Source organism: Enterocloster clostridioformis, assembly GCF_020297485.1.
GTDB classification, from domain to species: domain Bacteria; phylum Bacillota; class Clostridia; order Lachnospirales; family Lachnospiraceae; genus Enterocloster; species Enterocloster clostridioformis.
In genome coordinates this window covers 434,244-457,869 of sequence record NZ_JAIWZC010000002.1, presented here as the reverse complement: position 1 = coordinate 457,869, position 23,626 = coordinate 434,244, and the positions used below count along the sequence as shown (strand labels likewise).

General features: G+C 50.2%; 21 protein-coding genes, 2 tRNA genes and 1 pseudogene. 15 read left to right on the top strand and 9 right to left on the bottom strand.

Going from position 1 to position 23,626, the window contains the following annotated elements:
• Positions 1-11 precede the first annotated feature (11 nt).
• Positions 12-236: a hypothetical protein gene (locus LA360_RS29380; protein WP_146774920.1), complete on the bottom strand. Its 225-nt coding sequence runs from the start codon at positions 234-236 to the stop codon at positions 12-14.
• Positions 237-457: 221 nt separating this feature from the next.
• Here LA360_RS29380 and ltrA point away from each other — a divergent pair, with 221 nt between their 5' ends.
• Positions 458-1,873, top strand: coding sequence for a group II intron reverse transcriptase/maturase (gene ltrA / locus LA360_RS29375; RefSeq protein WP_112482477.1), 1,416 nt, complete (start codon positions 458-460; stop codon positions 1,871-1,873).
• A gap of 94 nt (positions 1,874-1,967) precedes the next feature.
• Here ltrA and LA360_RS29370 read toward each other — a convergent pair whose 3' ends face one another.
• On the bottom strand, positions 1,968-2,564 hold the full coding sequence (locus LA360_RS29370) for a prolyl-tRNA synthetase associated domain-containing protein (protein ID WP_022201768.1): 597 nt from the start codon (positions 2,562-2,564) through the stop codon (positions 1,968-1,970).
• A 322-nt stretch (positions 2,565-2,886) separates the two neighbouring features.
• On the opposite strand from LA360_RS29370, the gene LA360_RS29365 reads away from it, so the two are divergent.
• Positions 2,887-3,255, top strand: a complete 369-nt coding sequence (locus LA360_RS29365) for a RidA family protein (protein WP_022201767.1) — start codon at positions 2,887-2,889, stop codon at positions 3,253-3,255.
• A gap of 116 nt (positions 3,256-3,371) precedes the next feature.
• Here the strand turns inward: LA360_RS29365 and LA360_RS29360 are convergent, their stop codons facing one another.
• Both LA360_RS29360 and LA360_RS29355 read right to left on the bottom strand, forming a co-directional pair.
• The gene (locus LA360_RS29360; protein WP_057572943.1) at positions 3,372-4,640 is read right to left on the bottom strand and encodes a collagen-like domain-containing protein; all 1,269 of its coding nucleotides are present in this window, start codon (positions 4,638-4,640) and stop codon (positions 3,372-3,374) included.
• 21 nt (positions 4,641-4,661) lie between these two features.
• Positions 4,662-5,765 (bottom strand): glycosyltransferase family 2 protein, encoded by a 1,104-nt coding sequence (locus LA360_RS29355; protein WP_002594053.1) that lies wholly within the window; start codon positions 5,763-5,765, stop codon positions 4,662-4,664.
• A 168-nt stretch (positions 5,766-5,933) separates the two neighbouring features.
• Here LA360_RS29355 and LA360_RS29350 point away from each other — a divergent pair, with 168 nt between their 5' ends.
• From LA360_RS29350 to LA360_RS29320, 7 genes are all read left to right on the top strand, one after another.
• Positions 5,934-6,896: a hypothetical protein gene (locus LA360_RS29350; RefSeq protein ID WP_057572941.1), complete on the top strand. Its 963-nt coding sequence runs from the start codon at positions 5,934-5,936 to the stop codon at positions 6,894-6,896.
• An 84-nt stretch (positions 6,897-6,980) separates the two neighbouring features.
• Positions 6,981-8,252 (top strand): phosphopyruvate hydratase, encoded by a 1,272-nt coding sequence (eno, locus tag LA360_RS29345; RefSeq protein ID WP_022201763.1) that lies wholly within the window; start codon positions 6,981-6,983, stop codon positions 8,250-8,252.
• Between the two features lie 207 nt (positions 8,253-8,459).
• A complete protein-coding gene (locus tag LA360_RS29340) occupies positions 8,460-9,407 on the top strand; it encodes a type I phosphomannose isomerase catalytic subunit (RefSeq protein WP_022201762.1) in 948 nt (315 codons plus the stop codon).
• A gap of 137 nt (positions 9,408-9,544) precedes the next feature.
• Positions 9,545-9,799 carry a preprotein translocase subunit SecG gene (gene secG / locus LA360_RS29335; protein WP_002584694.1) on the top strand — a complete coding sequence of 85 codons (255 nt, stop codon included), beginning with the start codon at positions 9,545-9,547 and terminating at the stop codon, positions 9,797-9,799.
• A gap of 151 nt (positions 9,800-9,950) precedes the next feature.
• Positions 9,951-12,191, top strand: a complete 2,241-nt coding sequence (gene rnr, locus LA360_RS29330; protein ID WP_089775686.1) for a ribonuclease R — start codon at positions 9,951-9,953, stop codon at positions 12,189-12,191.
• Positions 12,192-12,212: 21 nt separating this feature from the next.
• Positions 12,213-12,680: an SsrA-binding protein SmpB gene (smpB, locus tag LA360_RS29325; protein WP_002569629.1), complete on the top strand. Its 468-nt coding sequence runs from the start codon at positions 12,213-12,215 to the stop codon at positions 12,678-12,680.
• 21 nt (positions 12,681-12,701) lie between these two features.
• Entirely contained in the window at positions 12,702-13,280 is a 579-nt protein-coding gene (locus LA360_RS29320) for an HD domain-containing protein (RefSeq protein WP_089775684.1), read from the top strand.
• Positions 13,281-13,348: 68 nt separating this feature from the next.
• Here the strand turns inward: LA360_RS29320 and LA360_RS29315 are convergent.
• From LA360_RS29315 to LA360_RS29305, 3 genes are all read right to left on the bottom strand, one after another.
• Positions 13,349-13,420 (bottom strand) — tRNA-Glu (locus LA360_RS29315).
• A 163-nt stretch (positions 13,421-13,583) separates the two neighbouring features.
• Positions 13,584-13,655: transfer RNA gene (locus tag LA360_RS29310), tRNA-Glu, on the bottom strand.
• A gap of 364 nt (positions 13,656-14,019) precedes the next feature.
• A complete protein-coding gene (locus tag LA360_RS29305; RefSeq protein ID WP_022201759.1) occupies positions 14,020-14,499 on the bottom strand; it encodes a hypothetical protein in 480 nt (159 codons plus the stop codon).
• A gap of 362 nt (positions 14,500-14,861) precedes the next feature.
• On the opposite strand from LA360_RS29305, the gene LA360_RS29300 reads away from it, so the two are divergent.
• Complete coding sequence (locus LA360_RS29300; protein ID WP_002594055.1) at positions 14,862-15,236, top strand: desulfoferrodoxin family protein; 375 nt, start codon at positions 14,862-14,864, stop codon at positions 15,234-15,236.
• Positions 15,237-16,213: 977 nt separating this feature from the next.
• Here LA360_RS29300 and LA360_RS29295 read toward each other — a convergent pair.
• Together LA360_RS29295 and LA360_RS31755 are read right to left on the bottom strand one after the other, a co-directional pair.
• The gene (locus LA360_RS29295; RefSeq protein ID WP_022201757.1) at positions 16,214-16,612 is read right to left on the bottom strand and encodes a PaaI family thioesterase; all 399 of its coding nucleotides are present in this window, start codon (positions 16,610-16,612) and stop codon (positions 16,214-16,216) included.
• A gap of 304 nt (positions 16,613-16,916) precedes the next feature.
• Positions 16,917-17,894, bottom strand: a pseudogene (locus LA360_RS31755) (IS110 family transposase).
• A 100-nt stretch (positions 17,895-17,994) separates the two neighbouring features.
• Between LA360_RS31755 and LA360_RS29285 the strand changes: the two are divergent.
• The 5 genes from LA360_RS29285 to LA360_RS29265 all read left to right on the top strand — a co-directional run bounded on the left by LA360_RS29285 (position 17,995) and on the right by LA360_RS29265 (position 23,559).
• The gene (locus tag LA360_RS29285; RefSeq protein ID WP_002584685.1) at positions 17,995-19,179 is read left to right on the top strand and encodes an acyl-CoA dehydrogenase family protein; all 1,185 of its coding nucleotides are present in this window, start codon (positions 17,995-17,997) and stop codon (positions 19,177-19,179) included.
• 115 nt (positions 19,180-19,294) lie between these two features.
• The gene (locus LA360_RS29280; protein ID WP_225537841.1) at positions 19,295-20,524 is read left to right on the top strand and encodes a CaiB/BaiF CoA transferase family protein; all 1,230 of its coding nucleotides are present in this window, start codon (positions 19,295-19,297) and stop codon (positions 20,522-20,524) included.
• Between the two features lie 39 nt (positions 20,525-20,563).
• Positions 20,564-21,706 (top strand): acyl-CoA dehydrogenase family protein, encoded by a 1,143-nt coding sequence (locus LA360_RS29275; RefSeq protein WP_089774838.1) that lies wholly within the window; start codon positions 20,564-20,566, stop codon positions 21,704-21,706.
• 28 nt (positions 21,707-21,734) lie between these two features.
• A complete protein-coding gene (locus LA360_RS29270) occupies positions 21,735-22,523 on the top strand; it encodes an electron transfer flavoprotein subunit beta/FixA family protein (protein ID WP_057572523.1) in 789 nt (262 codons plus the stop codon).
• A 25-nt stretch (positions 22,524-22,548) separates the two neighbouring features.
• Positions 22,549-23,559 (top strand): electron transfer flavoprotein subunit alpha/FixB family protein, encoded by a 1,011-nt coding sequence (locus LA360_RS29265; RefSeq protein ID WP_057572522.1) that lies wholly within the window; start codon positions 22,549-22,551, stop codon positions 23,557-23,559.
• The last annotated feature ends 67 nt before the right edge of the window (positions 23,560-23,626 follow it).

Below are 23,626 nucleotides of genomic sequence, written 5' to 3'. Positions count from 1 at the left end.
CGAACGGTACGCTACGTGGTGTGGAAGGGGAGGTTAAAATCTCCCCTATCCGATGTGCGCCCGGCGGGCGCACGTTCTAACGGGTGAAAGTCCCTGACCCGCCCGGCAGTGGGAAGGGTGCAGCCAATGGCAAGGGCGTCATCGTGAGGTGGGGTCTGAAGGAAGCCGGAGGCAAACCACTGGCCTGTAAAAGTTGTCCGGATAGGCTGTGAAGCGTGGATGAGGTTGCCTAACAAACTAAAGTCCAATAACTGCACGGAACGCCAGCAGTAAACGGGGCAGGTATAAGTGGGAAAGAACGTGTGAGTACCCGGGGAGGTTTCACGGACGTGAAAGTGGCGATAAAACATTCGCTGTCACGGAGTAAAGCTTGCCGTGAGAAGTCAGCAGAGGTCATAGTACCGGGCGGTCGCAAACGCACCGGGAAGGACTGAACAGTAGGAGGTGTCGTTACCAAATGGAAACCGGACATGGAATTAAGTACAGACAACTTCATATTGAGGACTACCTGCGAGAGATACCTGCGGAACAGGGAAGGGAAACAGGAGAGTACGCCCATGAAAGGATTACCGGGAACCCCGACACCAACACGGACTTTCGGACGGACAACCTGCTAGATACGATTCTTAGAAGCGACAATCTAAATGCCGCCTATAAGAAGGTCAAAACGAACAAAGGCGTTGGTGGGATTGACGGAATGCAGGTGGATGAACTTCTACCCTGCCTGAGAGAACACCAGTCCGAATTGGTCGAGCAGGTGAGGGAAGGCAAATACAAGCCAAACCCAGTCCGAAGGGTAGAAATACCCAAAGAGGAGAAAGGAAAAACAAGGAAACTGGGGATACCCACAGTGGTAGACAGGGTAATCCAACAGGCTATCGCACAGGAACTGACGCCCTTATATGAAGAACAGTTCTCTGACAACAGCATCGGATTCCGTCCCGGCAGAGGGGCGCATGACGCACTGGAAAGATGTAGGAAATATATCAACGAAGGATATGTCTACGTGGTCAGCATGGATTTACAATCCTACTTTGACACGGTGAACCACAGCAAGCTGATAGAGGTGCTGTCGAGGACGGTGAAGGACGGGAGGGTAATCTCGCTGATACACAAGTACCTGAAAGCCGGAGTAATGGAGGACGGAGGATTTCACGCAACGACCGAGGGCGTGCCGCAGGGAGGCCCGCTAAGTCCCTTATGTGGAAATGTCATGCTGAATGAGTTGGACAAGGAACTGGAGCGCAGGGGACACAAGTATGTGAGGTATGCGGATGACTGCCTGATTCTGTGCAAAAGCAGGAAAAGCGCAGAGAGGACGATGGAAAACATTGTGCCATTCATCACAGGAAAAGTGTTTCTGAAAGTCAATCTTCAGAAAACGACAGAGAGCCACGTCAGCAAGATAAAATACCTGGGCTACGGCTTTTACCGGCATAAAGGGAAATGCCGCATGAGGATACACCCGAAGTCGGTGGCAAAAATGAAGAACCGGATACGGGAGCTGACAACCAGAGGGAACAAATGGAGCAATCAGGAGAGGGAAGAAAAACTCCGAAGCTATGCAAGGGGATGGATTAACTATTATCGATATGCAGACATGAAAAGCCTGATGGAACAGACGGATGAGTGGCTGCGCCACAGAATCCGAGCGGTGTACTGGAAACAATGGAAGAAGGTACGCACAAGATATAAAATGTTGCGGGCGTTACATTTACCAGAGTGGAAGGTGCATGAGATGGCGAACTGCCGAAAGGGAGTGTGGAGAGCGGCGGGAATGCTCAACTCGGCACTCACCAAAAGAATCATAGTGGACAGACTTGGTTATCCCGATATGACTGCCCACTATCTGAAAGTCCGAGTAAACTATTGAACCGCGTAGTACCGAACGGTACGCTACGTGGTGTGGAAGGGGAGGTTAAAATCTCCCCTATCCGATGAAAGCTTTTACATGCTTCCCGCGTATATTATTCTGCATATGGCAAATCCACAACCGTGTGAGGATGGCCAAGGGCCGGAAGAATTTTTTCCATCAGGTCCGAGGTCCTGAACCTTAGGCTGGAAGTGTTGATGCATGGATGACACGCAAAATATTCGCCCTCCAGTATATCCTTGTCAATCAGAAGCCTGACGCGGTTTTCTCTGTCATTCATCAGACCCATGACTGAAACGGAGCCTGGAGTGATATCCAGGAAGGATTCCATAAATTCCGCTTCCCCAAAGGACAGGCGGGCGCTTCCAATCTGTTTGGACAGGACGGCTGTCTTGAACTTTTTATTGCCCGGCATGAGCAGCAGGTAAAAATCGGTTTTCTGGGCATTGCGCAGGAAAAGGTTTTTACAGATTTCCGTGCCCAGAAGCTGGTCTACCTCGCGGCAGGCTTCAATGGTGGGAAGGGCGTCGTGGTCCACACGGACATAAGGGACCTGGAGGGAATCCAGCAAATCGTAGGTGCGGATTTCCTTTTCCTCCCGTCCGGATGTGTCGGCGGGACGTCCCTCATAAAGAGTATGGTCAATATGGTATGCGGGAACAGACTCCCCTGTATCGTTAAGATTTGTCATTTCTATACCTCTGATTTATTGTTGGTGTGTTGGATGTGAATGCGATTAAAACATTTCAATTATAGCAAACGGGACGCGGAATGTCCATAGATGGGACGCCTGATTATGAATATACATGGGTTGGGATGAGGCTTATGAACGGCATTGCATAAAAATTATGGACAGGGTGATGCTGAACGGGTGTTTACAGGGTTTTAGGGATATATTGCCGTATCTGTATTGCATCGGCTGGCAATATCTGATATAATAAGGAACAGTTGAATGTGGACGCGATAACATTAAGGAGACATTTGTCCCAATTACAAATATGGAGGTATTTCAGATGAATATTCTTAGTACGGACAAAGCACCGGGTGCCATTGGGCCTTATTCCCAGGGATATGAGGTAAACGGGGTTGTTTATACATCAGGACAGATTCCCGTGAATCCGGCAGACGGAACCGTGGCAGAGGGAATCGCTGCCCAGGCCGAGCAGAGCTGCAAGAACGTGGGGGCAATCCTGGAGGCAGCCGGCACTGGATTTGACAGGGTGTTTAAGACCACTTGCTTCCTGGCCGATATGAATGACTTTGGCACGTTTAATGAGGTGTACGCAAAGTATTTCGTGTCCAAGCCTGCCAGAAGCTGCGTGGCTGTCAAGACCCTTCCAAAGGGCGTGCTCTGCGAGATTGAGGCAATTGCTGTCAAATAAATAGAGAGAGAAGCCGGGATATTTGGGGCATCTTCAATGATATAAGCGGATTGTGTAAGGCCGCCGGATGATTTCCGGCGGCCTTAACATTTCCGGTTAATAGATACTTCTGATGGTTATGCGGTGGTGCGGATATTGGTGCTGTCACCCAGACGAATAATAGTCAGGGATGCATTCTCAAAGGAGTATCCGGCATCTCTGGTTACAACCTTTAGGGTACCGGTGCCGGTTACCGGGAACGGCGCATTGATGGAAAGGGTTACCTCCTCATTGGAGGCAGTGAAGGTGTGGCGTGCCACTGCTCCGGTTATGGGGGTTTCGTTCAGCGTGAGCCGCACCGTGAGTGTAGATGGAATGGTGGTCCCTTCATCAATCAGGGCTGTGCCGGTGAAGAATGCCTGATAGATGCCGGTCTGGGTAATCGGCACATCGGGGGAACCGGCAGTATGGGTAATGGCGGTTCCGGACACCAGCGGGGTCTCATTGAAAATCAGGGCTCCGTTAGCCGAAGTGGGCTGGGTGATGGTATCTACTGTAGCCAGGACTTCCGGGGCTCCTCCACCTCCGGGTTTACCGCGGGGAATAACGAAGTCAAAGACGGCTTCTTCTGTGGTGCCTGAATTGGTTACAGTTGCCTCTGTGCCAGGATCGCATGTGGTTACGGTTCCTATGGTGATGGTGGCCGCGGCGCCAGTGGGTCCGGTCGGGCCCATTGGGCCGGTTACGCCGGCCAGTCCCTGAGGCCCTGTGGTGCCGGTGATGCCCTGAGGTCCCTGAGGCCCGGTGGTGCCGGTGATGCCGGTGATGCCCTGAGGCCCCTGAGGCCCTGTGGCGCCGGTGATGCCCTGAGGTCCCTGAGGACCTGTGGCGCCGGTGATGCCCTGAGGCCCCTGGATGCCCTGAGGCCCGGTTGCACCCTGAGGTCCCTGAGGCCCCTGGATGCCCTGAGGCCCGGCTGCACCCTGAGGTCCCTGTGGGCCCTGGCTTCCGGTGGCGCCTGTATTACCGGCTATGCCCTGAGGTCCTGGAAGTCCCATAGGTCCCTGAGGCCCCCGTGGCCCTGTCTCACCGGTGAGTCTCCTGGGTCTCATTGCCCCCTGAGCGCCTGTTGGTCCGGCTGGTCTCTGTGGTCCTCTGGGTCCCGGCCAGCCGCCGGGAAAACGGCCGTTACCTGGGCATCCGTTATCTGTCTGAGTCATGCGGTCGCCGCCACAGCCGTCGCAGCCCGGTAAATCATCTTCCGGAAATCTTCCTGAACCTGGGAAACAATTGCCGTCAGGGCAGCCGCCATTACCCGGAAAACCGTTGTTTCCGGGGTATCCACATGGTCTGCGTTGTTCTATATTATCATTTCGATTCATTCCGTTGGGAAAATTAAAATACATAATAACTTCTCCTAGACTTTTTTATTGTGCGGAGGACTGCCCCTCCGCCGGATGTTTCAATATGCGTTCAAAGTAGGTCTGGTTCTGCCTGACAGATGGGTGTTCAGGTTTAAGCTTTTGTGATTTCAGGTGATAATGCCATGCCCTGCGGTAGTCACCCAGACGGTCATAGCATACACACAGCTGAATGGCGGGCAGGAAACCATAACAGTCCTTCCGGACAAAGGCGCCTGTCTGTTCCGCGGGCTGGGACGATAATGCCTGGGTATACCAGTAAGCAGCCTCTTTGTATTTTTCGTCCATCATTTTCATCCGTCCCAGTTCACAGCAGGCTTCACCGCGGGGAGTGTCATATAAGAAACTCTTTAAAAGTGCTTCCATGGCTTTTTCCGTATGCCCTAGATGCTCCTCGCACAGAGCCAGATGGAGACAGGCATCTATCTTGTTTTCCACCCATCCCTCCGGTTCCTGCAGAAATGCCCTGAAAGCCCGTACAGCATCTTCATAGCGTTCATGGTAATACAGCTCTCTGGCGTAGTAGAACTGGTGTCTGGGTTCCAGAAGTTCTCCCTGGTTCAGCATGGTTTCGTATATCCTCAGGTTGCGGTCCTTATCCCCGGCGGCCTCCTTACGGTGCTGAATTTCAATATCAGTATAGAGGATGCTGCCGGCAGGGGTTACGGCTTCATGTACCCGGCCCTGCCACTGGAAGCCCTTGTGGTTCCTTAAGAGGCGCTCCCTGTAATAGGAAAAGGAGGTTCTTCCGTTTTCGTCGAAATCAGTGAGATATTTCATCATCACCACATCCACGGAAGGGTCCAGGTTTTCCTTCAATTTCATTAAACGGGCAGCCTGTTCGGGCTCCATCACATCGTCCGCGTCCATCCACATCCAGTAGTCCATCACCGCCTTTTGGCAGGCGGCGTTCCTGGCAGCGGCGAAATCATCCGTCCACGGAAAATCGTAGACCTCATCCGTATAGCGGGCCGCGATTTCCTTTGTCCGGTCCGTGGAACCGGTATCCACAATTACAATCTGATCAGCCACATTGGACATGGTCTTCAGGAGCCGTTCCAGAACAGCCTCCTCATTTTTTACAATCATACAAAGACTAATGGTTATCAAAAGCAATCCCCCTGTATATCTGTTTCATTATGGGCCGGATGTCCATTAACACCCCGGCATACTATACTATATGAAAATGGAACAAGTTTGGTGTACCGGAGGATGACAGAAGACGTTGACATGTGCTATAATAGGAAAACAGACGTAAGCGGGAAGGAGGAGGTTCAAATGAGGAAAAGAGGGGCGTATGCCGTGCTGGCGGGAGCGGCTCTGATTATGGCCTGCGCGCTGTCCTTTACAGCCTTTGCAAAAGAGGAAAGGACACCGGTGGGGAAAATTAAACTGAATTTCACATCGGGTATCCAGGCAGGAGAAAACGGAGGAAATGTGGACGTAACCCTGGAGGATGGGGAGTGTTCCATTGAGAGCGTGGACATTATAAATGAGGGTGACATCTGGGTAGGCGGGGATAAGCCAAAAGTAGAGATATGGCTTTCCGCCGACAGTGACTATTACTTTAAGAAATCGGGAAAGAGTGCGTTTTCATTTTCCGGCGATACGGTTAAGTATGTATCCAGTTCCACTAAGAATGATAAGGAAGAAATGGTCCTGGTGGTAAGGCTGGACAAGCTGGATGAGGATGATGAGGACCTGGATGTAAGCGGTCTGATGTGGGATGAAGATAACGGGGTGGCCCACTGGGACGATATGAGCCTGGCTAAGAATTATAAGGTCCGCCTGTGCCGGAGGGGAGGCAATTCCAATGAGGACGGCATCGGCGCCACCTATACGGTGAAGGAAAACAGCTACGATTTTTCCGGCAAGTTCCCAAAGGCAGGCACCTACTATTTTAAAGTCAGGGCCATGGATTCCAGGAACAACGCCGGCGACTGGCAGGAATCCCCATACATCGAGATTACGGAAGAGAACCTGACCAGGGTGAACGGCCAGTGGCTCAGGGATGATCGTGGCTGGTGGTACCAGAAGGGAGACGGCACGTACCCGTCAAACGGCTGGCTGAATATCAACTATAAGTGGTATTTTTTTGACCAGGAGGGATATATGAAGACCGGCTGGATATCCTGGGAGGATAAGCTGTATTACTGCGACCCGTCGGGAGCCATGCTGGTATCCACGGTTACACCGGATGGATTTACCGTGGGCGCGGACGGAGCCAGGCTTGGTCAATAAAAAGACGGATTTCCATACATATAATGTTAAAAAATGGCTATCCTTATATCAATGATAAGATTGATATGAGGAGGTCATTTTTTTATGGTAAACGAACTGGAGATAGAGGCGGTAACCGGCAGAGAGATACTGGATTCCAGGGGGAATCCCACGGTGGAGGTGGAAGTGTGCCTGACAGGAGGCGCCACCGGCAGGGCGGCTGTTCCCTCCGGCGCATCCACCGGCAAATTCGAGGCAGTGGAACTTCGGGACGGAGGGAAACGATACAACGGACTGGGAGTTAAGAGCGCTGTAGAGCATGTGAATACAGTGCTAAGCGAGGCGGTCCTCTTTGAAAGCGCGTTGGAACAGAGACATATAGACCGTCTGCTCCTGGAGGCGGATGGAACGGAGAATAAGGGAAAGCTGGGGGCCAATGCTATTCTGGGCGTGTCCATGGCTGTGGCCAGGGCTGCTGCCAATGGGCTTAGGATGCCTCTTTACAGGTATCTGGGAGGAATCCATGCATCCGCTCTCCCCATTCCCATGATGAACATTCTAAATGGAGGAAAACACGCGGACAACACAGTGGATTTGCAGGAATTCATGATTATGCCTTACGGGGCCTGCTGCTTTGCGGAGCGTCTGAGGATGTGCGCGGAGGTCTATCACACATTAAAGAAGCTTCTGAAGGAGGAGGGCTACAGCACCGGAGTGGGGGATGAGGGCGGTTTTGCGCCGGATCTTAAGGACTCCGAGGCAGTGCTTGAATTTCTGGTAAGGGCCATGGAAAAGAGCGGCCTGAAGCCGGGCACAGATATGAAGATTGCCATTGACGCGGCGTCCAGTGAGCTCTATGATGAAGCCAGCGGCATGTACCTGTTTCCGGGAGAAAGCCGTATGGCGGGAAAGGAAATCCGCCGCAGCGCGCGGGAAATGGTGGACTACTACCGCCGTCTTGTGGATGCGTTTCCCATCTGTTCCATAGAGGACGGACTCCAGGAGGAGGACTGGGAGGGATGGAAAATGCTCACCGGGGAGCTGGGAAGCCGTATCCAGCTGGTAGGGGATGATTTGTTCGTCACCAATACAAAGCGGCTGTCAAAGGGCATTGAGCTGGGGGCAGGCAATGCCATCCTGGTGAAGGTAAATCAGATAGGTACGCTGACAGAGAGCTTTGAGGCTATCGAGATGGCTAAGAGGGCCGGATTCGGCACCATTATATCCCACCGTTCCGGCGAGACAGAGGATTCCATCATTGCGGACATTGCAGTGGCAGTCAACGCGGGACAGATTAAGACCGGCGCGCCCTGCCGTTCTGACCGCGTGGCCAAATACAATCAGCTGCTGCGCATAGAGGAAAACCTGGAAGGTTAGAGCGTATTTAAAAAAGCATTACCGTTATCTGCCCGCCCCGCAGGGGCCTGCAATGGCAGGGGATGGGAGAGAGGATGGGGCCGGGCATTGCTTTGCTCGGAAAATCCCCTCCCTGTCCCATTTAATTCTTGACAACCGGAAAAAGCAGGGTATGATGTAAGAAGATGCATTGAATGCATCAAAAAGGGGAAAAATAAGGAGAGAGACATGAGGGAATTACTATTTATGGAACCTGTTTTTAAGGAGGCTATCTGGGGCGGCACCCGTCTTAAGGATGTGTTCGGTTACGATATCCCCAGCAGCCGCACGGGAGAGTGCTGGGCCATCAGCGCACACAAGAACGGAGATTGCCGTATTGCCGGCGGAACATGGAAAGGACAGAGCTTAAGCTCCCTGTGGGAGAGCCACCCTGAGTGGTTTGGGGCTGCGGCAGGCTGTCATAGGGAATTTCCATTGCTGGTAAAGATTATTGATGCCAGGAATGACTTAAGCATACAGGTCCATCCGGATAACGCATACGCCGCGGAGCATGAGAACGGCTCCCTGGGCAAGACCGAATGCTGGTATATCCTGGACTGTGACCCGGATGCCGCCATTGTGATTGGGCACCATGCTGGGAATAGGGATGAAGTTAAGCGGATGATAGAGGAAAAGCGCTGGAAGGATTTCATACGTGAAATTCCTGTCAGGAAGGGAGATTTTTTCCAGATTAATCCCGGATGCGTCCATGCCATAAAGGGCGGTACCCTGGTGCTTGAGACCCAGCAGAGCAGCGATATTACATACCGCGTCTACGATTACGACAGGCTGTCCGACGGAAAGCCCAGGCAGCTCCATATAAAAGAGAGCATTGATGTGATAGAAGCGCCCTTTAGGGAGGACCAAAACGCTTTGCCGGCAGTTGTGAAGGAGACGGACAGCGGTAGAAAAGTACATCTTGTGACCTGCGCTTACTATACCGCGGATAAGATAGACACCACAGGCCGTTACACGGAGAATTTTGGGGACAGCTTTGCAAATGTGAGCATCCTGGACGGTGAGGGAAGTGTAAACGGCATCCCGGTATCAAAGGGACAGCATTTCATCGTACCTGCCGGATTCGGGGATGTTATTTTTGAGGGCGCCCTTTCCATGATTTGTTCCCAGGCCGTTTAAATGGGGATTCCTGAATAAAGCTGCGGTATCTTTACGGTGTCCTGCCTATAAAAATATAGGAAAACGGGTTGTGTTTTAGGACAAAGTATGGTAAAATATTTTTGTTTGACTATAAGAAAATGAAGAGGTGCAGGCGGATGTCAGTAATACATGTTATTTTGTCAATCATATATGTAATTCTTGGTGTTGCAATATCAGTGGTTATCCTGATGCAGGAAGGTAAGTCCAACGGGCTGGGGAGCGCAATTGGCGGAATCTCCGCAGACAGTTACTGGAGTAAGAATAGAGGCCGTTCCATGGAAGGTGCGCTGGAGCATTTTACCAGGTATGGGGCCATTGCATTCATGCTCATTACCATTGCCCTGAACGTGATACTTAAGGTCATGGGGTAATTAAGATAACAGATAAGTGACGAAAACACCCTTGTATTCATATAAGGGTGTTTTATTTCATTCAGGCGTATTTTTGCCTGTTTTCGGACAGGCGGGACATTTTTGAGAAAGAGGTAATATGGAAAAAGAAATATTGGAACAGAAGGGAAAAATGCTGGAAGAGGTGATGAATGACAGGTCCTATGTGCCCATGAAGGCAAAGGAGCTGGCCATGCTTCTGGGCATCCCAAAATCACAGAGAGATGAACTGGCACAGGTACTGGATTATCTGGTGTCAGAGGGCAGAATCGGAATCTCAAAGAAAGGAAAATATGGAAAACCGGAGGTTTTTTCCGTTAACGGCATATTTTCAGGCCATCCCAAGGGTTTTGGATTTGTGACTGTGGAAGGCATGGGGCAGGATGTATTTATCCCTGAGGACAGGACAGGAGCGGCCCTTCACGGGGACCGGGTACAGATTGTGGTGGAATCCCAGGACCGGGGAGACGGCCGAAGGGCTGAAGGTTCTGTGCTTAAAGTGCTGGAGCATGCCAACAAAGAGGTGGTTGGGTATTACCAGAAAAGCAAGGGCTTCGGGTTTGTCATTCCGGATAACCAGAAGATTTCCAAGGATATTTTCATTCCCCAGGGCTGTGATATGGGAGCTGTCACCGGACATAAGGTGGTGGCGCGGGTTAAGGACTTTGGAGACGCGAACCATAAGCCGGAGGGAGTTGTGACCGAGATTCTGGGTCATGTCAATGATCCGGGAACAGACATACTGTCCATTGTGAGAGCCTATGGACTGCCGGAGGAGTTTCCGCCGGAGGTCATGGACGAGGTGGAAGGGTGCCCGGATGAGGTGGCTGTGCCCGGCCCGGCAAGGGATGAAGAAACCTGGGACGGACCTTACGGCATTGGGGACCTGACATCGCCGGCAGACTGGACCGGAGATTTGGCAGGCCGTCTGGATTTACGGGGGCTTCGCACGGTCACCATTGACGGAGAGGACGCCAAGGACCTGGACGATGCGGTAACTCTGTGCAGGGACGGACAGGGCGGGTATATCCTGGGAGTCCACATTGCGGATGTGGGCCACTATGTAAAAGAAGGCCGTCCCCTGGACAAGGAGGCGTTAAAGAGGGGAACCAGCGTCTATCTGGTGGACCGGGTGATTCCCATGCTGCCCCACAAGCTGTCCAATGGAATCTGCTCCCTCAATGCAGGCACGGACCGCCTGGCCTTAAGCTGCATCATGGAACTGGATGACCAGGGAAATGTGCTGGATCATAAAATCGCGGAGACAGTGATTCATGTGGACCGGCGTATGACGTATACGGCGGTGAATGCCATTGTCACGGACGAGGACGAGGCTGTTATGGCTGAGTATGAGGGTTTTGTGCCCATGTTCAGGCTGATGAAGGAGGTATCTGATATCCTCAGGGAAAAGCGGAGGAAAAGGGGAGCCATTGACTTTGACTTCCCGGAGAGCAAGATTATCCTGGACGCCCAGGGAAAGCCGCTGGAAATCAAGCCCTATGAGCGCAATGCCGCCACAAAAATCATAGAGGATTTCATGCTGGCAGCCAATGAGACAGTGGCGGAGGATTATTTCTGGCAGTCCCTGCCCTTCCTCTACAGGACCCATGACAATCCTGACCCGGAGAAGATGAAGCAGCTGGGGACCTTTATCCATAATTTTGGATATTTCATCCGTCTTCAGCAGGGGGAGATTCATCCGAAGGAATTACAGAAGCTTTTGGATAAGATAGAAGGTACTCCTGAGGAAGTGCTTCTTTCCAGGCTGACCCTGCGCTCCATGAAACAGGCTAAGTACACCACCCTGTGCTCCGGTCATTTCGGTCTGGCCGCCAGGTATTATACGCATTTTACCTCGCCCATCCGCAGATATCCGGACCTTCAGATTCACCGTATCATAAAGGAAAGTCTGAAGGGCGGACTGGGAAACAAGAGGGTCAGCCATTACGAAGCCATACTGCCGGGAGTGGCCATGCAGACTTCGGCCCTGGAGCGCCGTGCAGAGGAAGCGGAGCGTGAGACGGACAAGCTTAAAAAGTGCGAGTATATGTCCAGGTTCATCGGGCAGGAGTTTGACGGCGTCGTATCAGGCGTCACCAACTGGGGGCTGTATGTGGAGCTGCCTAACACGGTGGAGGGGCTGGTCCGCATAAGCGAGCTGAGGGACGATTATTATATATTTGATGAACAGCACTACGAACTGGTGGGTGAGATGACCAAGAAAACATTTAAGCTGGGTCAGACCATACGGGTCCAGGTGGTGTCTACGGACCGTCTGCTGAGAACAGTGGATTTCATCCTGCCCAGGGACTGGGACAGGAGCGCGGGCAAGGAAGCTTCCGTGCAGGGCTGTAAATCCCATATGCAATCATGACATGAAAGAAAGGGAAATACCATGGGGAAGGAAAGTATTAAACTGGTTGCGAACAATAAGAAGGCATACCATGATTATTTCATTGATGAGAAATACGAGGCGGGAATCGAGCTTTTTGGCACGGAGGTAAAATCCATTCGCATGGGAAAATGCAGCGTAAAGGAAGCCTTCGTGAAGATTGACAGGGGTGAGGTGTATGTGTGCGGTATGCACATCAGCCCTTACGAGAAGGGAAATATATTTAATAAAGACCCCCTGCGCGTCAGAAGGCTTCTGCTGCATAAATATGAAATCATGAAGCTGAACGGCAAGATTGCGGAGAAGGGCTATACCCTGGTGCCTCTCCAGGTATACTTTAAAGGAAGTCTGGTGAAGGTAGAGGTGGGCCTGGCCCGCGGTAAGAAGCTCTATGATAAGCGGGCGGACATTGCCAAGAAGGACCAGAGAAGGGAACTGGAAAAGGAGTTCAAGGTAAAAAATCTGTATTAGGGATTGGAGTGAGAAGGTATTATGAGGATTGGCAGGAATGAGCCCGGTGAAGTGGAGGAATACACAGATTTCATAAAGGAGGCTGAGGGCCTTAAGTCCACCCTGCGCACTGCCTGGACTGCTGAGGGACGGCAGGAGAGCACAGCGGAGCACTCCTGGCGGCTGGCTTTGTTTGCCGGGGTGATGTGCAGGGAATTTCCGGAACTGGACTGGGAGAAGGTGCTGATGATGTGTCTGGTTCACGACCTGGGGGAACGGTACAGCGGAGATATATCGGCAGCGCTGAGGCCGGACGCCGATGATAAGCTGAACCGGGAAAGAGAAGATATACAGCGGATATGCAGTTTTTTGCCAAAAGAAGGGGCAGGGGAGGTGTCCGGGCTGTGGGAGGAATACAGCCAGGGCATTACCCCGGAAGCCAGATTGGTAAAGGCCCTTGATAAGGCCGAAACCATTATCCAGCACAGCCAGGGAAGAAATCCGGCCGGGTTTGATTATGCGTTCAATCTGGACTACGGTAAGGAATACTTTGACCGGGATGAACGGCTGGAAGCCCTGCGCGGCCTGATTGATGCAGAGACAAGGAAGCGAATGGAATAACATTGAAGGAACGATAAAGAATAATGGAAAACAAAAAAAGCAAGCAGTTAAATCCGCTTGCTTTTTCATGACCTGACCGGGAATCGAACCCGGGTTTACGCCGTGAGAGGGCGTCGTCTTAGCCGCTTGACCATCAGGCCTTGTCTGCATATCTCAGCGACAGCTTGTTTATGATACCATAAAGTTTTTAGTTTGTCCAGTATTTTTTGAAAAATGTAATTCACTTCATTTAACTATTTCTTACAATGCTTTGGAATCAGCGGAAAAACAAAAAAGCAAGCAGTTAAATCCACTTGCTTTTCATGACCTGACCGGGAATCGAACCCGGGTTTACGCCGTGAGAGGGCGTCGTCTTAGCCGCTTGACCATCAGGCCTTATCTGTGCATCTCAGCGACAGCTTGTATATAATATCATATAAATTTCAGTTTGTCCAGTACTTTTAATAAAAAAGAAGAGAAAAAAGCAGAGAAACATTTTAGGGGGAATTGTTGGAAAAAAATGGGATAGCTAAAGACGGAAAAGTAAAATGACCAGTCGGGGAACTGGTCATTTTAGGAGAAGGTATTTCGTTTCTTATGGGGTGTAACAAAAACTATATAATGTATTGGGGGGGTTACGTTAATTATAATAGCATACGCTATCAAAAAAGTGTGCACAAAGTTTGCAGAATGAAAAAAAGTATTTTATGCATTCTTACAATGGTCTTGTGAAAATGAAAAAAAATGATTCCTTACAGGTCTATGAACACAGCACTATGACCCGGTTGGGAGCTGTCTGGGGCGGTATGCTCTTGGTTGTAGCCGCATAATATACCAGCAGAAAATGATTTGCCGGGAAACAGAAATAGGGCTGGCCGTTTAAGGTTGATAAAACTGTGGACTGATACAGGTTCAGCTTCAGCGATTGGTCAGAAGCAGTGAGGGTTTCATCAAACCAGGAAAGGTTTACATCCTCCTCTGGCCTGACTACGGCGATTAAAACAGCCTGGTATTGAGGCGGATAGATGAGGGGGACCGGCAGGGTGTTATCATAAAAAGCTGCAACACGCATACCTGGCATCAGGCGCATGGTGTCCACCACAAAGGTATCGTCGGAGAGAATCATGTTGACGGGCTGGCCCTCAACACTGAGGGTTATAACCTGGGTACAGCAATCCCCTTCCTGTGTGGAAATGTTGGTAATGACCCCGACTACGGGAGTCAGATTTTCATAGTTCATAAAAAATATCCTTTTTTAATTATCATATGCGGGGATATTAAAAAGAATCCAAAAAGGTGAACAAAAAAGGAGGAGGCCGGAAGGACTTCATCCCTCCGGCCGAGTATTATGAAAAAAAGTTTAATTAGCATTAGCTCTTTACATAAATTAGTATACCCGCAAAATGTGAGGAAAATTTTATGATTCTGTAACGGAATTATGAACAGAATGTGAGAAGTTTGTGAATAGACGGGCAGGGCAGATGGTCAGGCTGATTAAGGTCATTATTTCTGCTATGTTATTGTTAATTTTCCGCCATTGTCTTGCAGTAAGACAGAATTGTGATAAACTGAATTCAGACCATACATAAAAGGAGGTACAACATGAAATTTTATATTTGTAATCACTGTGGCAACATAATTGCCTATGTGAAGAGCAGCGGTGTCCCGGTTGTCTGTTGCGGGGAAAAGATGCAGGAACTGGTACCAAACACCACAGACGCAGCAGTTGAAAAGCATGTGCCTGTTATTCAGATAGATGGGGCTAAGGTCACTGTCACAGTAGGCTCTGCGGAGCACCCCATGATTCCGGAACATTACATCCAGTGGATTGCTCTGGCTACCAGGCAGGGAAATCAGAGAAAAGAGCTGGAGGCAGGACAGAAGCCGCAGGCAGAGTTCATGCTCTGTGAAGGAGATGAGGTAGAAGCCGCATACGCATATTGCAATCTGCATGGTTTGTGGAAAGCAGAACCTTAATCCGTCAGAACTGTCGGGAATGATATCTGGATGGTGCGCATCCGGCTGTCTGACGCAGTACTATGTAAGCGGACATAATCAAACGTAATCAGACATAAACAAACATAAATAAACATAATCAAACAGCGTTTTGGCCGATATGGTACGAAATGCTGTTTGTTTATATACACCCGGGCAGAGCGGCCAATGGAATCATTGGCTGCGGTGCCGGTAAAGTAAAATGACCAGACGGGGAACTGGTCATTTTAGGAGAAGGTATTTCTTTGTTGGGGTTAACAAAAACTATAATGTATTGGGGGATTTACAATATTCCCATCAATAAACCCTGCGCCGATTCCCTGGTGCGCCTTTAGCCTGCCGGCGTATGTTCCATTTGCCAGATAAGTAAGGGAGGGACAGAAAAAAATCAGGGATGCGGCTTCCAGGGTAAAATCCGCATTAAAGAAACAGGATCTGAATGCATTGGCGGATTTATGCAGCTTTCCACTGGCCATATCATACGCATCCGGTGAACTGGCTGAGCTCAAAAACAAATTTTCTTACAACTCTTTAGATGTGGATGACATGATGGGGGAAGAAATACTGTATGATGACACATATAATTGAGATAAAGGCAGTCAGGCCCATTAACATCAGGCGGTTGCCTTTCAGCAGGACGGTTCTTAAGATGGGATATGAGGTATTCCATGATGTGGTCCAATTGTTCCACGGCCTGTTCTGTTATTACGAGTTTATAATCCATATTTTTCATTCAGATCCGTCAGTGCGGTCCTTGCCTCCTGCGATCTGCTCTCCTCTATCTGTTTTTCTGATCGTTCTAGTGCTCCATCCGGCCAGAAACCATACTGCCAGCACTGCCTATTTTGCCTTCTGGCGTTGTCGTCAGTCAGCGGGGGAACCACTCCGCTTCCTTCCTCCGCCTTGCAGCCTGACAAAATATTCAGCACTGGCAGTATGGTTTCTAACTGGATGGAACACTAGATCGGCGCGATTAAAAACATCGTAAAGCTTGCGGATGCCACCAGCTTGCCAGCGTCGTTGGTGACAGTTACCTGATTGACCACGGTTTTCCGGCCCTTGTGTATGGCGTTGGATTCTATATAGATGGTTCCGGTATTAACCCCTCTTAAGAAATTGATGCTGCTGCATTCCGTGACATTGACGGTCTCGTAGGCGTAAGTAGACATTCCTGCCGCCGTGTCGCAGAGGGAGAATAAAAAACCGCCGTGAACATTTCCGTAAAGATTTAAGGCTTTCTGAGTAATTTCCACGGAGAGCTTTGCGTGGCCCGGAGAGACCTCAAGGAGCTTAGCGTTTTCTATGCCTCCGATCGGATGAATATGTCTTAGAATGCCGTCCATTATCTCTGATCTCATGGATGCATACCTCCTTCAGGCTATACTATATCATTACAATAATCCATTTACAACGGGAAAAAGGAATTATAGGTTTTAACTATCAATTAACGGAGTTATTGCGGACAGAGCCGATTGGATGTTTCCTTCGCAACAGGCTATAATAGATTTGTCAAGATTGTTAAAAAAATATTTAACAAGAATAAATAAGCCCGCTAATAAAAAGTCAAGCCTAAATTGATGGTTTTTCAAATTATTTAAGGAGGTGATTTATGGTATCACAATAAGACCGCCATTGTAGCCGGCCTCAAAAAATAATATGCGATTATTCGGATTTGGCCTGAGCGGCTATGCGCGCTTTTACTTTGCCGTGATAAATCCGAAGAAACTTGTTGGCACCGGCTGCCATATAGACAAGATATGGCTTGCCTTCAGACCGCTTCTTGTCAAGGAGCTGATACACCCGATCATCTGCCGGAGATTTCTGAAGCAGCGATGTCATAATCAGGAATAAGGTTTTTCGCAGCCGTGACGGTCCGCATTTTGATGCCGGATAACTTTTGGAACGGAAATAACCGGATTCATTGATTTCGGGATCCACTCCGGCAAAGGCAGTCAGTGCTTCCCGGTGGGTACAGTTCTTCCGGTTTACCGGACTGAAAGTTGTATCCGTTGCGTTTGCAGAACGCCTGGTAACGCTCCGTAAATGCTTTTAGGCCAATTTTACGGACGCAGTCCACATGCCAGAAAGCTTCCGCATAATCAGGCCATTTCTCGCTGCCGTCATCACGCGCAGGGCCGGAAAATAATGAGTTCACACCGGGATAGGTCATATCCAGAAGCGAGATCAGATTTGTCAGGGCAGCGACTTTCTGCTATGTAAAAAAGTCCATCTGTGAATTAAGGGTTTTAAGTTGTGTGCGGGTAGTATCCATAGTTGAATATTGCCGTAAAGAAGCCCGGTTGTCAAGAGCATAGCGGACAATTTTCCTGGAATCAGCAGGATCCGATTTACCTTCCGTAAGGTGTTGTTGCAAAAGTTCTTGATCAGGTGTGGATTCACGGCACTGCCAAAGATCCCGGCATCATGGAGGGAATGGAGGATTGGCTCGTGATACCGACCCGTGCATTCCATGACCACCCTGGTCTCGCCATCAAGGTGTTGTATGAACCTGGAAAGGTTATTTAAGGAACTGGAAGAGTGGACAACATCGAAAGGATTTTTAAGCACAGTACCGCCAGGCTGCAGGACTGAAACGGTACTTTTGCCTTTAGAAACATCAATACCGACTGCATTTAACATAGTAAGTGATCTTTCTACAACTTAAACAATGGAAAGGTTAGTGCTAACTGGCTGTTAGGTATCTAACCACCACAAAACCTATTATAGGAGGATATAACAAATGAGCAAGTTATCAAATGAGGAATTCCAGGCGTATTTAAAGCAGATCCGTGAGCTGGCAGAGGGTCCCCTTGAGGAAATCCAGAAGGAAGTGGAAGTAACCAATAAGTTTCCTCAGGAGTTCTACGACCTGGCAATCGAGAATGATTTATACCGTTGTTCCCTTCCAGAGGAGTACGGCGGATACGGATTGAATGAGCTGGAGATTTTACAGGTTCAGGAAGAGTTCTCCAGAGGACCGGGCGGAATGAGAATGCATCTTCACTATGCGATGGATTTAAACTGGAGAATCCTGGAGGATTACGGCAGTGAAGAAGTAAAGGCAGAATATATGCCTAAGTTCCAGAACAAGGAAGTATTTACCTGTTTTGCTCTGACAGAGGCGACCGGCGGTACCGGCGCTGACTTACATACTATGGCAGTGAAAGACGGCGATTCTTACGTATTAAACGGCGAGAAGACACTGATTTCCCATACCGACTGCTGCGAATTCGCTTACGTAATTGCAGTAACCAATCCGGAATCTGATAAGAATGACAGACTGTCTGCATTCTTCGTACCGTTAGACACTCCCGGATTTGAAGTTATCAACATGCCTCATATGATGGGATGCCGGGGAGCCGGCCATGGCGAGCTGAAATTCACAGACTGCCGCATCGACAAGAAATACCTTCTGGGCAAAGAGGGACAGGGACTGGAAATTGCAATGCACTCCTTATCCGTATCCCGTGCCCATATTGCTGCCAGCAACCTGGGAATGGCACAGAGAATGCTGGAACTGTCCTTACAGTATGCCGCTGACCGCGTAACCTTCGGAAAGCCAATCGGAACCCGTCAGGCGATCCGCTGCAAGATTGCCGATATGTCCATGATGGTACACGCTCTCCGCTGCATGGTTTACGATTTTGCAAAATCTTATATGGAGAATCCAACCGGCGAATATATCGAAGAAAAAGCTGCTATGTGTAAGCTGTACAGCATCGATACAACCAGAAGAGTCAGCGATGAAATGCTGGAGATCTTCGGCGGTGTCGGATACTTTGAAGACTGCAAGTACGGCCCGGTTGAGCGTCTCTACCGTGACTGCCGCGCCATGTGGTTAGAGGAAGGCGCTCCGACCGTACAGAGAATCACAATTTCCAGAAATACCATTAAACACGGCGCTCATATCGAATACGTTGTCTAAACCGTATTAATAGGTGTTCCGGGCAACCCGCTTTGAAAACGAAGATATCTGACACAAAAGGGTCATCAGGTTCACACTCCGGACCTGTGGGCCCTTTTCCATATATGGAGGGAAAATGATGAAACCATTAGAAGGCGTAAAAGTAGTGGATTTAACCACGTATCTGGCGGCTCCTACCACGGTTCGCGTACTTGGCGAATGGGGAGCCGACTGTATCAAGATCGAATCTCATAAAGGAGATCCTGCCAGGACTCAGGGCGCCGTGTTTAACATGCCGTTTACCGACGACGAGAACCTGGCTTTTGATGTGGCAAACTTAAATAAGAAATTTATCACTCTGAACCTGAAGACGGAAAAAGGTCTGGAGATTTGTTATAAGCTTCTGGAGGAAGCGGACGTATTTGTGACCAACACGAGAACGAAATCCTTAGTGAAGCTGGGACTGGACTACGATACCTTAAAGGAGAAGTTCCCGAAACTGATTTTCGCCCAGGTCCTGGGATACGGTGAAAAGGGACCGGAAAAGGATACAGCGGGCTTCGACGTGACCTGTTACATGGCGAGAGGCGGCGTGTTCGGAACCACGGTAAACCGCGGCGACGCCCCCATGATTCCTACCAACGGTTTTGGAGATTTCCAGGTTGCCATGTCTCTGGCATCCGGCATCTGCGCGGCCCTGTACCGCAGGGAGAAAACCGGCGAGGGAGACAAGGTTACCATCGGACTGCATCACGCGGCTGTCTATGCGCTGAGCACAGGCCTGATCTCCGCACAGTATGGAAATCAGTACCCTAAGAGCAGAAAAGAAGTTTCCAATCCATTTAACAATGTATTCCGCACCAGAGACAACAAATGGGTCTGCATCTGCTGTCCGGAATATGACCGCGACTATGAGAAGATGTTCACACTCCTTGGCTGTCCGGAAATGCTGGAAAAAGAGCAGTACCGTCACTGCGCGGATGTCAACAACAACCATCTGAATAAAGACGTGACCGATGTGCTGGATGGCGCCATTGCGAAGATCGACAGAGATGACTTGATGAAGATGTTAAAGGAAAATGATATGCCGTGTGAAGCCGCGTATGAGCCGCTCGATATCTATGAGGATGAGCAGGCGTGGGCCAACGATGTGCTGACAAAGATTCCTTATCCGTCAGGCGGAAAGATCATGCCGACCAACCCGGTAGGCTTCGCATCTCTGGGAAAGCCGGACTATGTGATCGGAGGAATGCAGGGCGCGCATACGGTGGAGATTATGAAGCATCTGGGATACAGTGATGAGCAGATTGAAGAGATCATTGCCTCCAAAGCCGCAGAAGGCGCAACAGGACTGAAACCTCTGTAATGAAAAACGAACAACCAGAAAGGGGAACGTGAAAATATCATGAGCTTACTTTACACCGAAGAACAGAAAGCGCTGCTTGCTCTGGTAAGGGAGATGGCAGAAAATGAAATAAAACCTCATGTAAAGGACGCGGACGAGAAAGGGGAGTGTCCGAGAGAGCTGTTTAAATGGGGATTTGATATGGGACTTCACATGCTGGAGATCCCGGAGGAATACGGCGGAACCGGTTTGAGCTATGAGACCACCGCCATGATTTTTGAGGAGCTGGCGAAGGTGGACGCGGGTTACGCCATCACCTTCGTAACCACGTTTGTGGCGCTTAGAAATGTAATCCTTGCAGGAACGAAGGAGCAGGGACAGTATTTTGCAGATAAGATTGCCCCCGGCCGGTTTGCCGGATTTGCCCTGACGGAGCCCAATGCCGGTTCCGACCCCGCGGCTATGCGCGCCACGGCGGTGAAGGACGGGGATGAATATATTTTAAATGGAACCAAGACCTTTATCACCAACGGCGCCCTGGCGGATGTCTTCGTGGGATTCTTTAAGACGGATCCGGCGGGGGGACACAGAGGCATATCTGCTTTCATCATTGATGCGGATGCGAAGGGCGTTACTGTGGGAGCCCATGAGAACAAGATGGGTCTTAGGCTTTCCAACACCACGGATTTGATTTTCGATAATGTCCGTGTGAAGGCTTCTTCTATGGTAGGACCTGAGGGCTCCGGGTTCAAGCTGGCTTTAAACGCTCTGAACTTATCCAGAGCCTTTGTGGCCACGTTGGCTGTGGGGATCATGCAGCGGGCGCTGGATGAATCTGTTAAGTATGCGAAGGAAAGAAAACAGTTTAATACTCCTATTATTAAATTCCAGATGGTACAGCAGATGCTGGCCGATATGGCAATTAAGATTGAAGCATCCCGATGCCTCGTCAATAACACCATGCGGATGATGGATCAGGGAATCATGGTGCAGAAGGAAGGCTCTATCTGTAAGACGTTTGTGTCCGACTGCACGCAGGAGGTCACCTCCAATGCAGTCCAGATATTTGGCGGATACGGCTACAGCAAAGAGTATCCGGTGGAAAAACTTATGAGAGACTGTAAAGTGTTCCAGATATTTGAGGGAGCCAACCAGATCCAGAGAATGACGATTGCTAACGTATTAAATAAGGAATATAAGTAAAACGCGTTCGTGACGAGGAGGAATGAAGATGAATATCGTTGTTTGTATAAAACAGGTTCCGGATACCACTGAGATCAAGATCGATCCGGTGAAAAATACGCTGATTCGTACCGGCGTGCCGAGTATCATGAACCCTTTTGATAAAAATGCGCTGGAAACCGGTCTTCAGTTGAAGGACCGTTACGGCGGAAAAGTGACCGTGATTTCCATGGGACCGCCTCAGGCGAAGGCGGTGCTCCGGGAAGCGCTGGCTATGGGAGCGGATGAGGCGTATCTGGTTACCGACCGCGCTTTTGGCGGTTCCGATACGTATGCTACCAGTTATATTCTGTCTCAGGCGATTAAGAAGCTGGGCGGGTTCGATGTAATCCTGGGCGGCAAACAGGCCATCGACGGAGATACGGGACAGACGGCTCCCAGCATTGCAGAGCATCTGGGGGCAGTCAGGTTGACGTATATTCTCAATATGGAAATCGAGGGCGGCAAGGTGGTCGCCAGACGCCAGGTGGAAGAGGGCATGGAGGTCATTGAGGCCAGCCTTCCGGTGCTGTGTACCGCGACTAAGGAGAGCAACAAACCCCGATACGCTACCATTAAAGGAGTGCTTAATTCCTTAAAAGCAGAGATCGGAGAGATCACTCTGGCGAGCCTGCCGGATTCCGATACCACCAAGATGGGCTTAAAGGGCTCCCCGACAAAGGTAAAAGCAACCTTTACCCCAAAGAGAAATGCAAACTGCATGAACATTGAAGGCAATAGCCCGGCGGAGACCGCAGGGACCCTGATTGACAGGCTGACAGAGGCAAAAGTACTTTAAGGACGGCAAAAGGAGGTCGCGAGAGATGAGTTTTGATACATGTAAGGACGTATGGGTATTTATCGAATGCTTCCAGGGTCAGCCCAAAAGCGTGGGCCTTGAGCTGCTTGGCCAGGGACGAAAGCTGGCGGACGGCTTAAAGCAGAAGTTATGCGCCGTGGTCATCGCAAAGGATGTGGATGAGGCGATGAAAGAGGCCGGAGAGTACGGCGCGGATAAGATATATGTGGTAAAGGGAGACGAATACGAGAATTACTCCGCTGACGCTTATGGAAATGTATTCTTGAAGCTCTGCGAAAAGTATGATCCCAATACGATTCTGGTGGGAGCAACCGTAAACGGCAGGGATTTGGGCTCTAAGATTGCAGTCAGCCTGCGTACGGGGCTGACCGCGGACTGTACGGCGCTGAGCGTCGATGAGGAGAGCGGAAATGTGGTCTGGGAACGGCCTGCATTTGGCGGAAATCTTTACGCACAGATCCTGTGCAGCGAGACAAGGCCGCAGATGGGAACCTGCAGACCTGGCGCGTTTAAGAAGCCGGAAAGGATTCCGAATAACAAGCCGGAGATCATCATGGAATCAATCCACACGCCGGAAAGCGAGATCAGGACTAAGGTAATTGATTTCATTAAAGCGTGTGAGGACAACGATATTCCGCTTCAGGACGCGGAGGTGATCGTATCCGGTGGCCGCGGCATGAAGAACGGAGAGAATTTCAAAGTCTTAAAGGAACTGGCAGACGTACTTGGCGGAACGGTCGGCTGCTCCAGAGCGGCGGTTGACTCCGGCTGGATGCCGCAGTCCAAACAGGTTGGGCAGACGGGAACCACGGTAACTCCGAAGATCTACTTCGCCTGCGCCATCTCCGGCGCTGTCCAGCATGTGGCGGGCATGAGCGGCTCCGGGACCATTGTGGCAATTAATAAGGACGATACGGCGCCGATCTTTGAGGTGGCGGATTACGGCATCGTAGGCGACGTGTTTGAGATTGTTCCGGCTCTTGTGAAGGAGTTAAAGGCAAGGCAGCAGGGATGATGAAAGTTTTCACAGGGCATAACCGCAGTACATGCGCTGAAGGCAGGCGTGGTCCGGCAGGATGCGC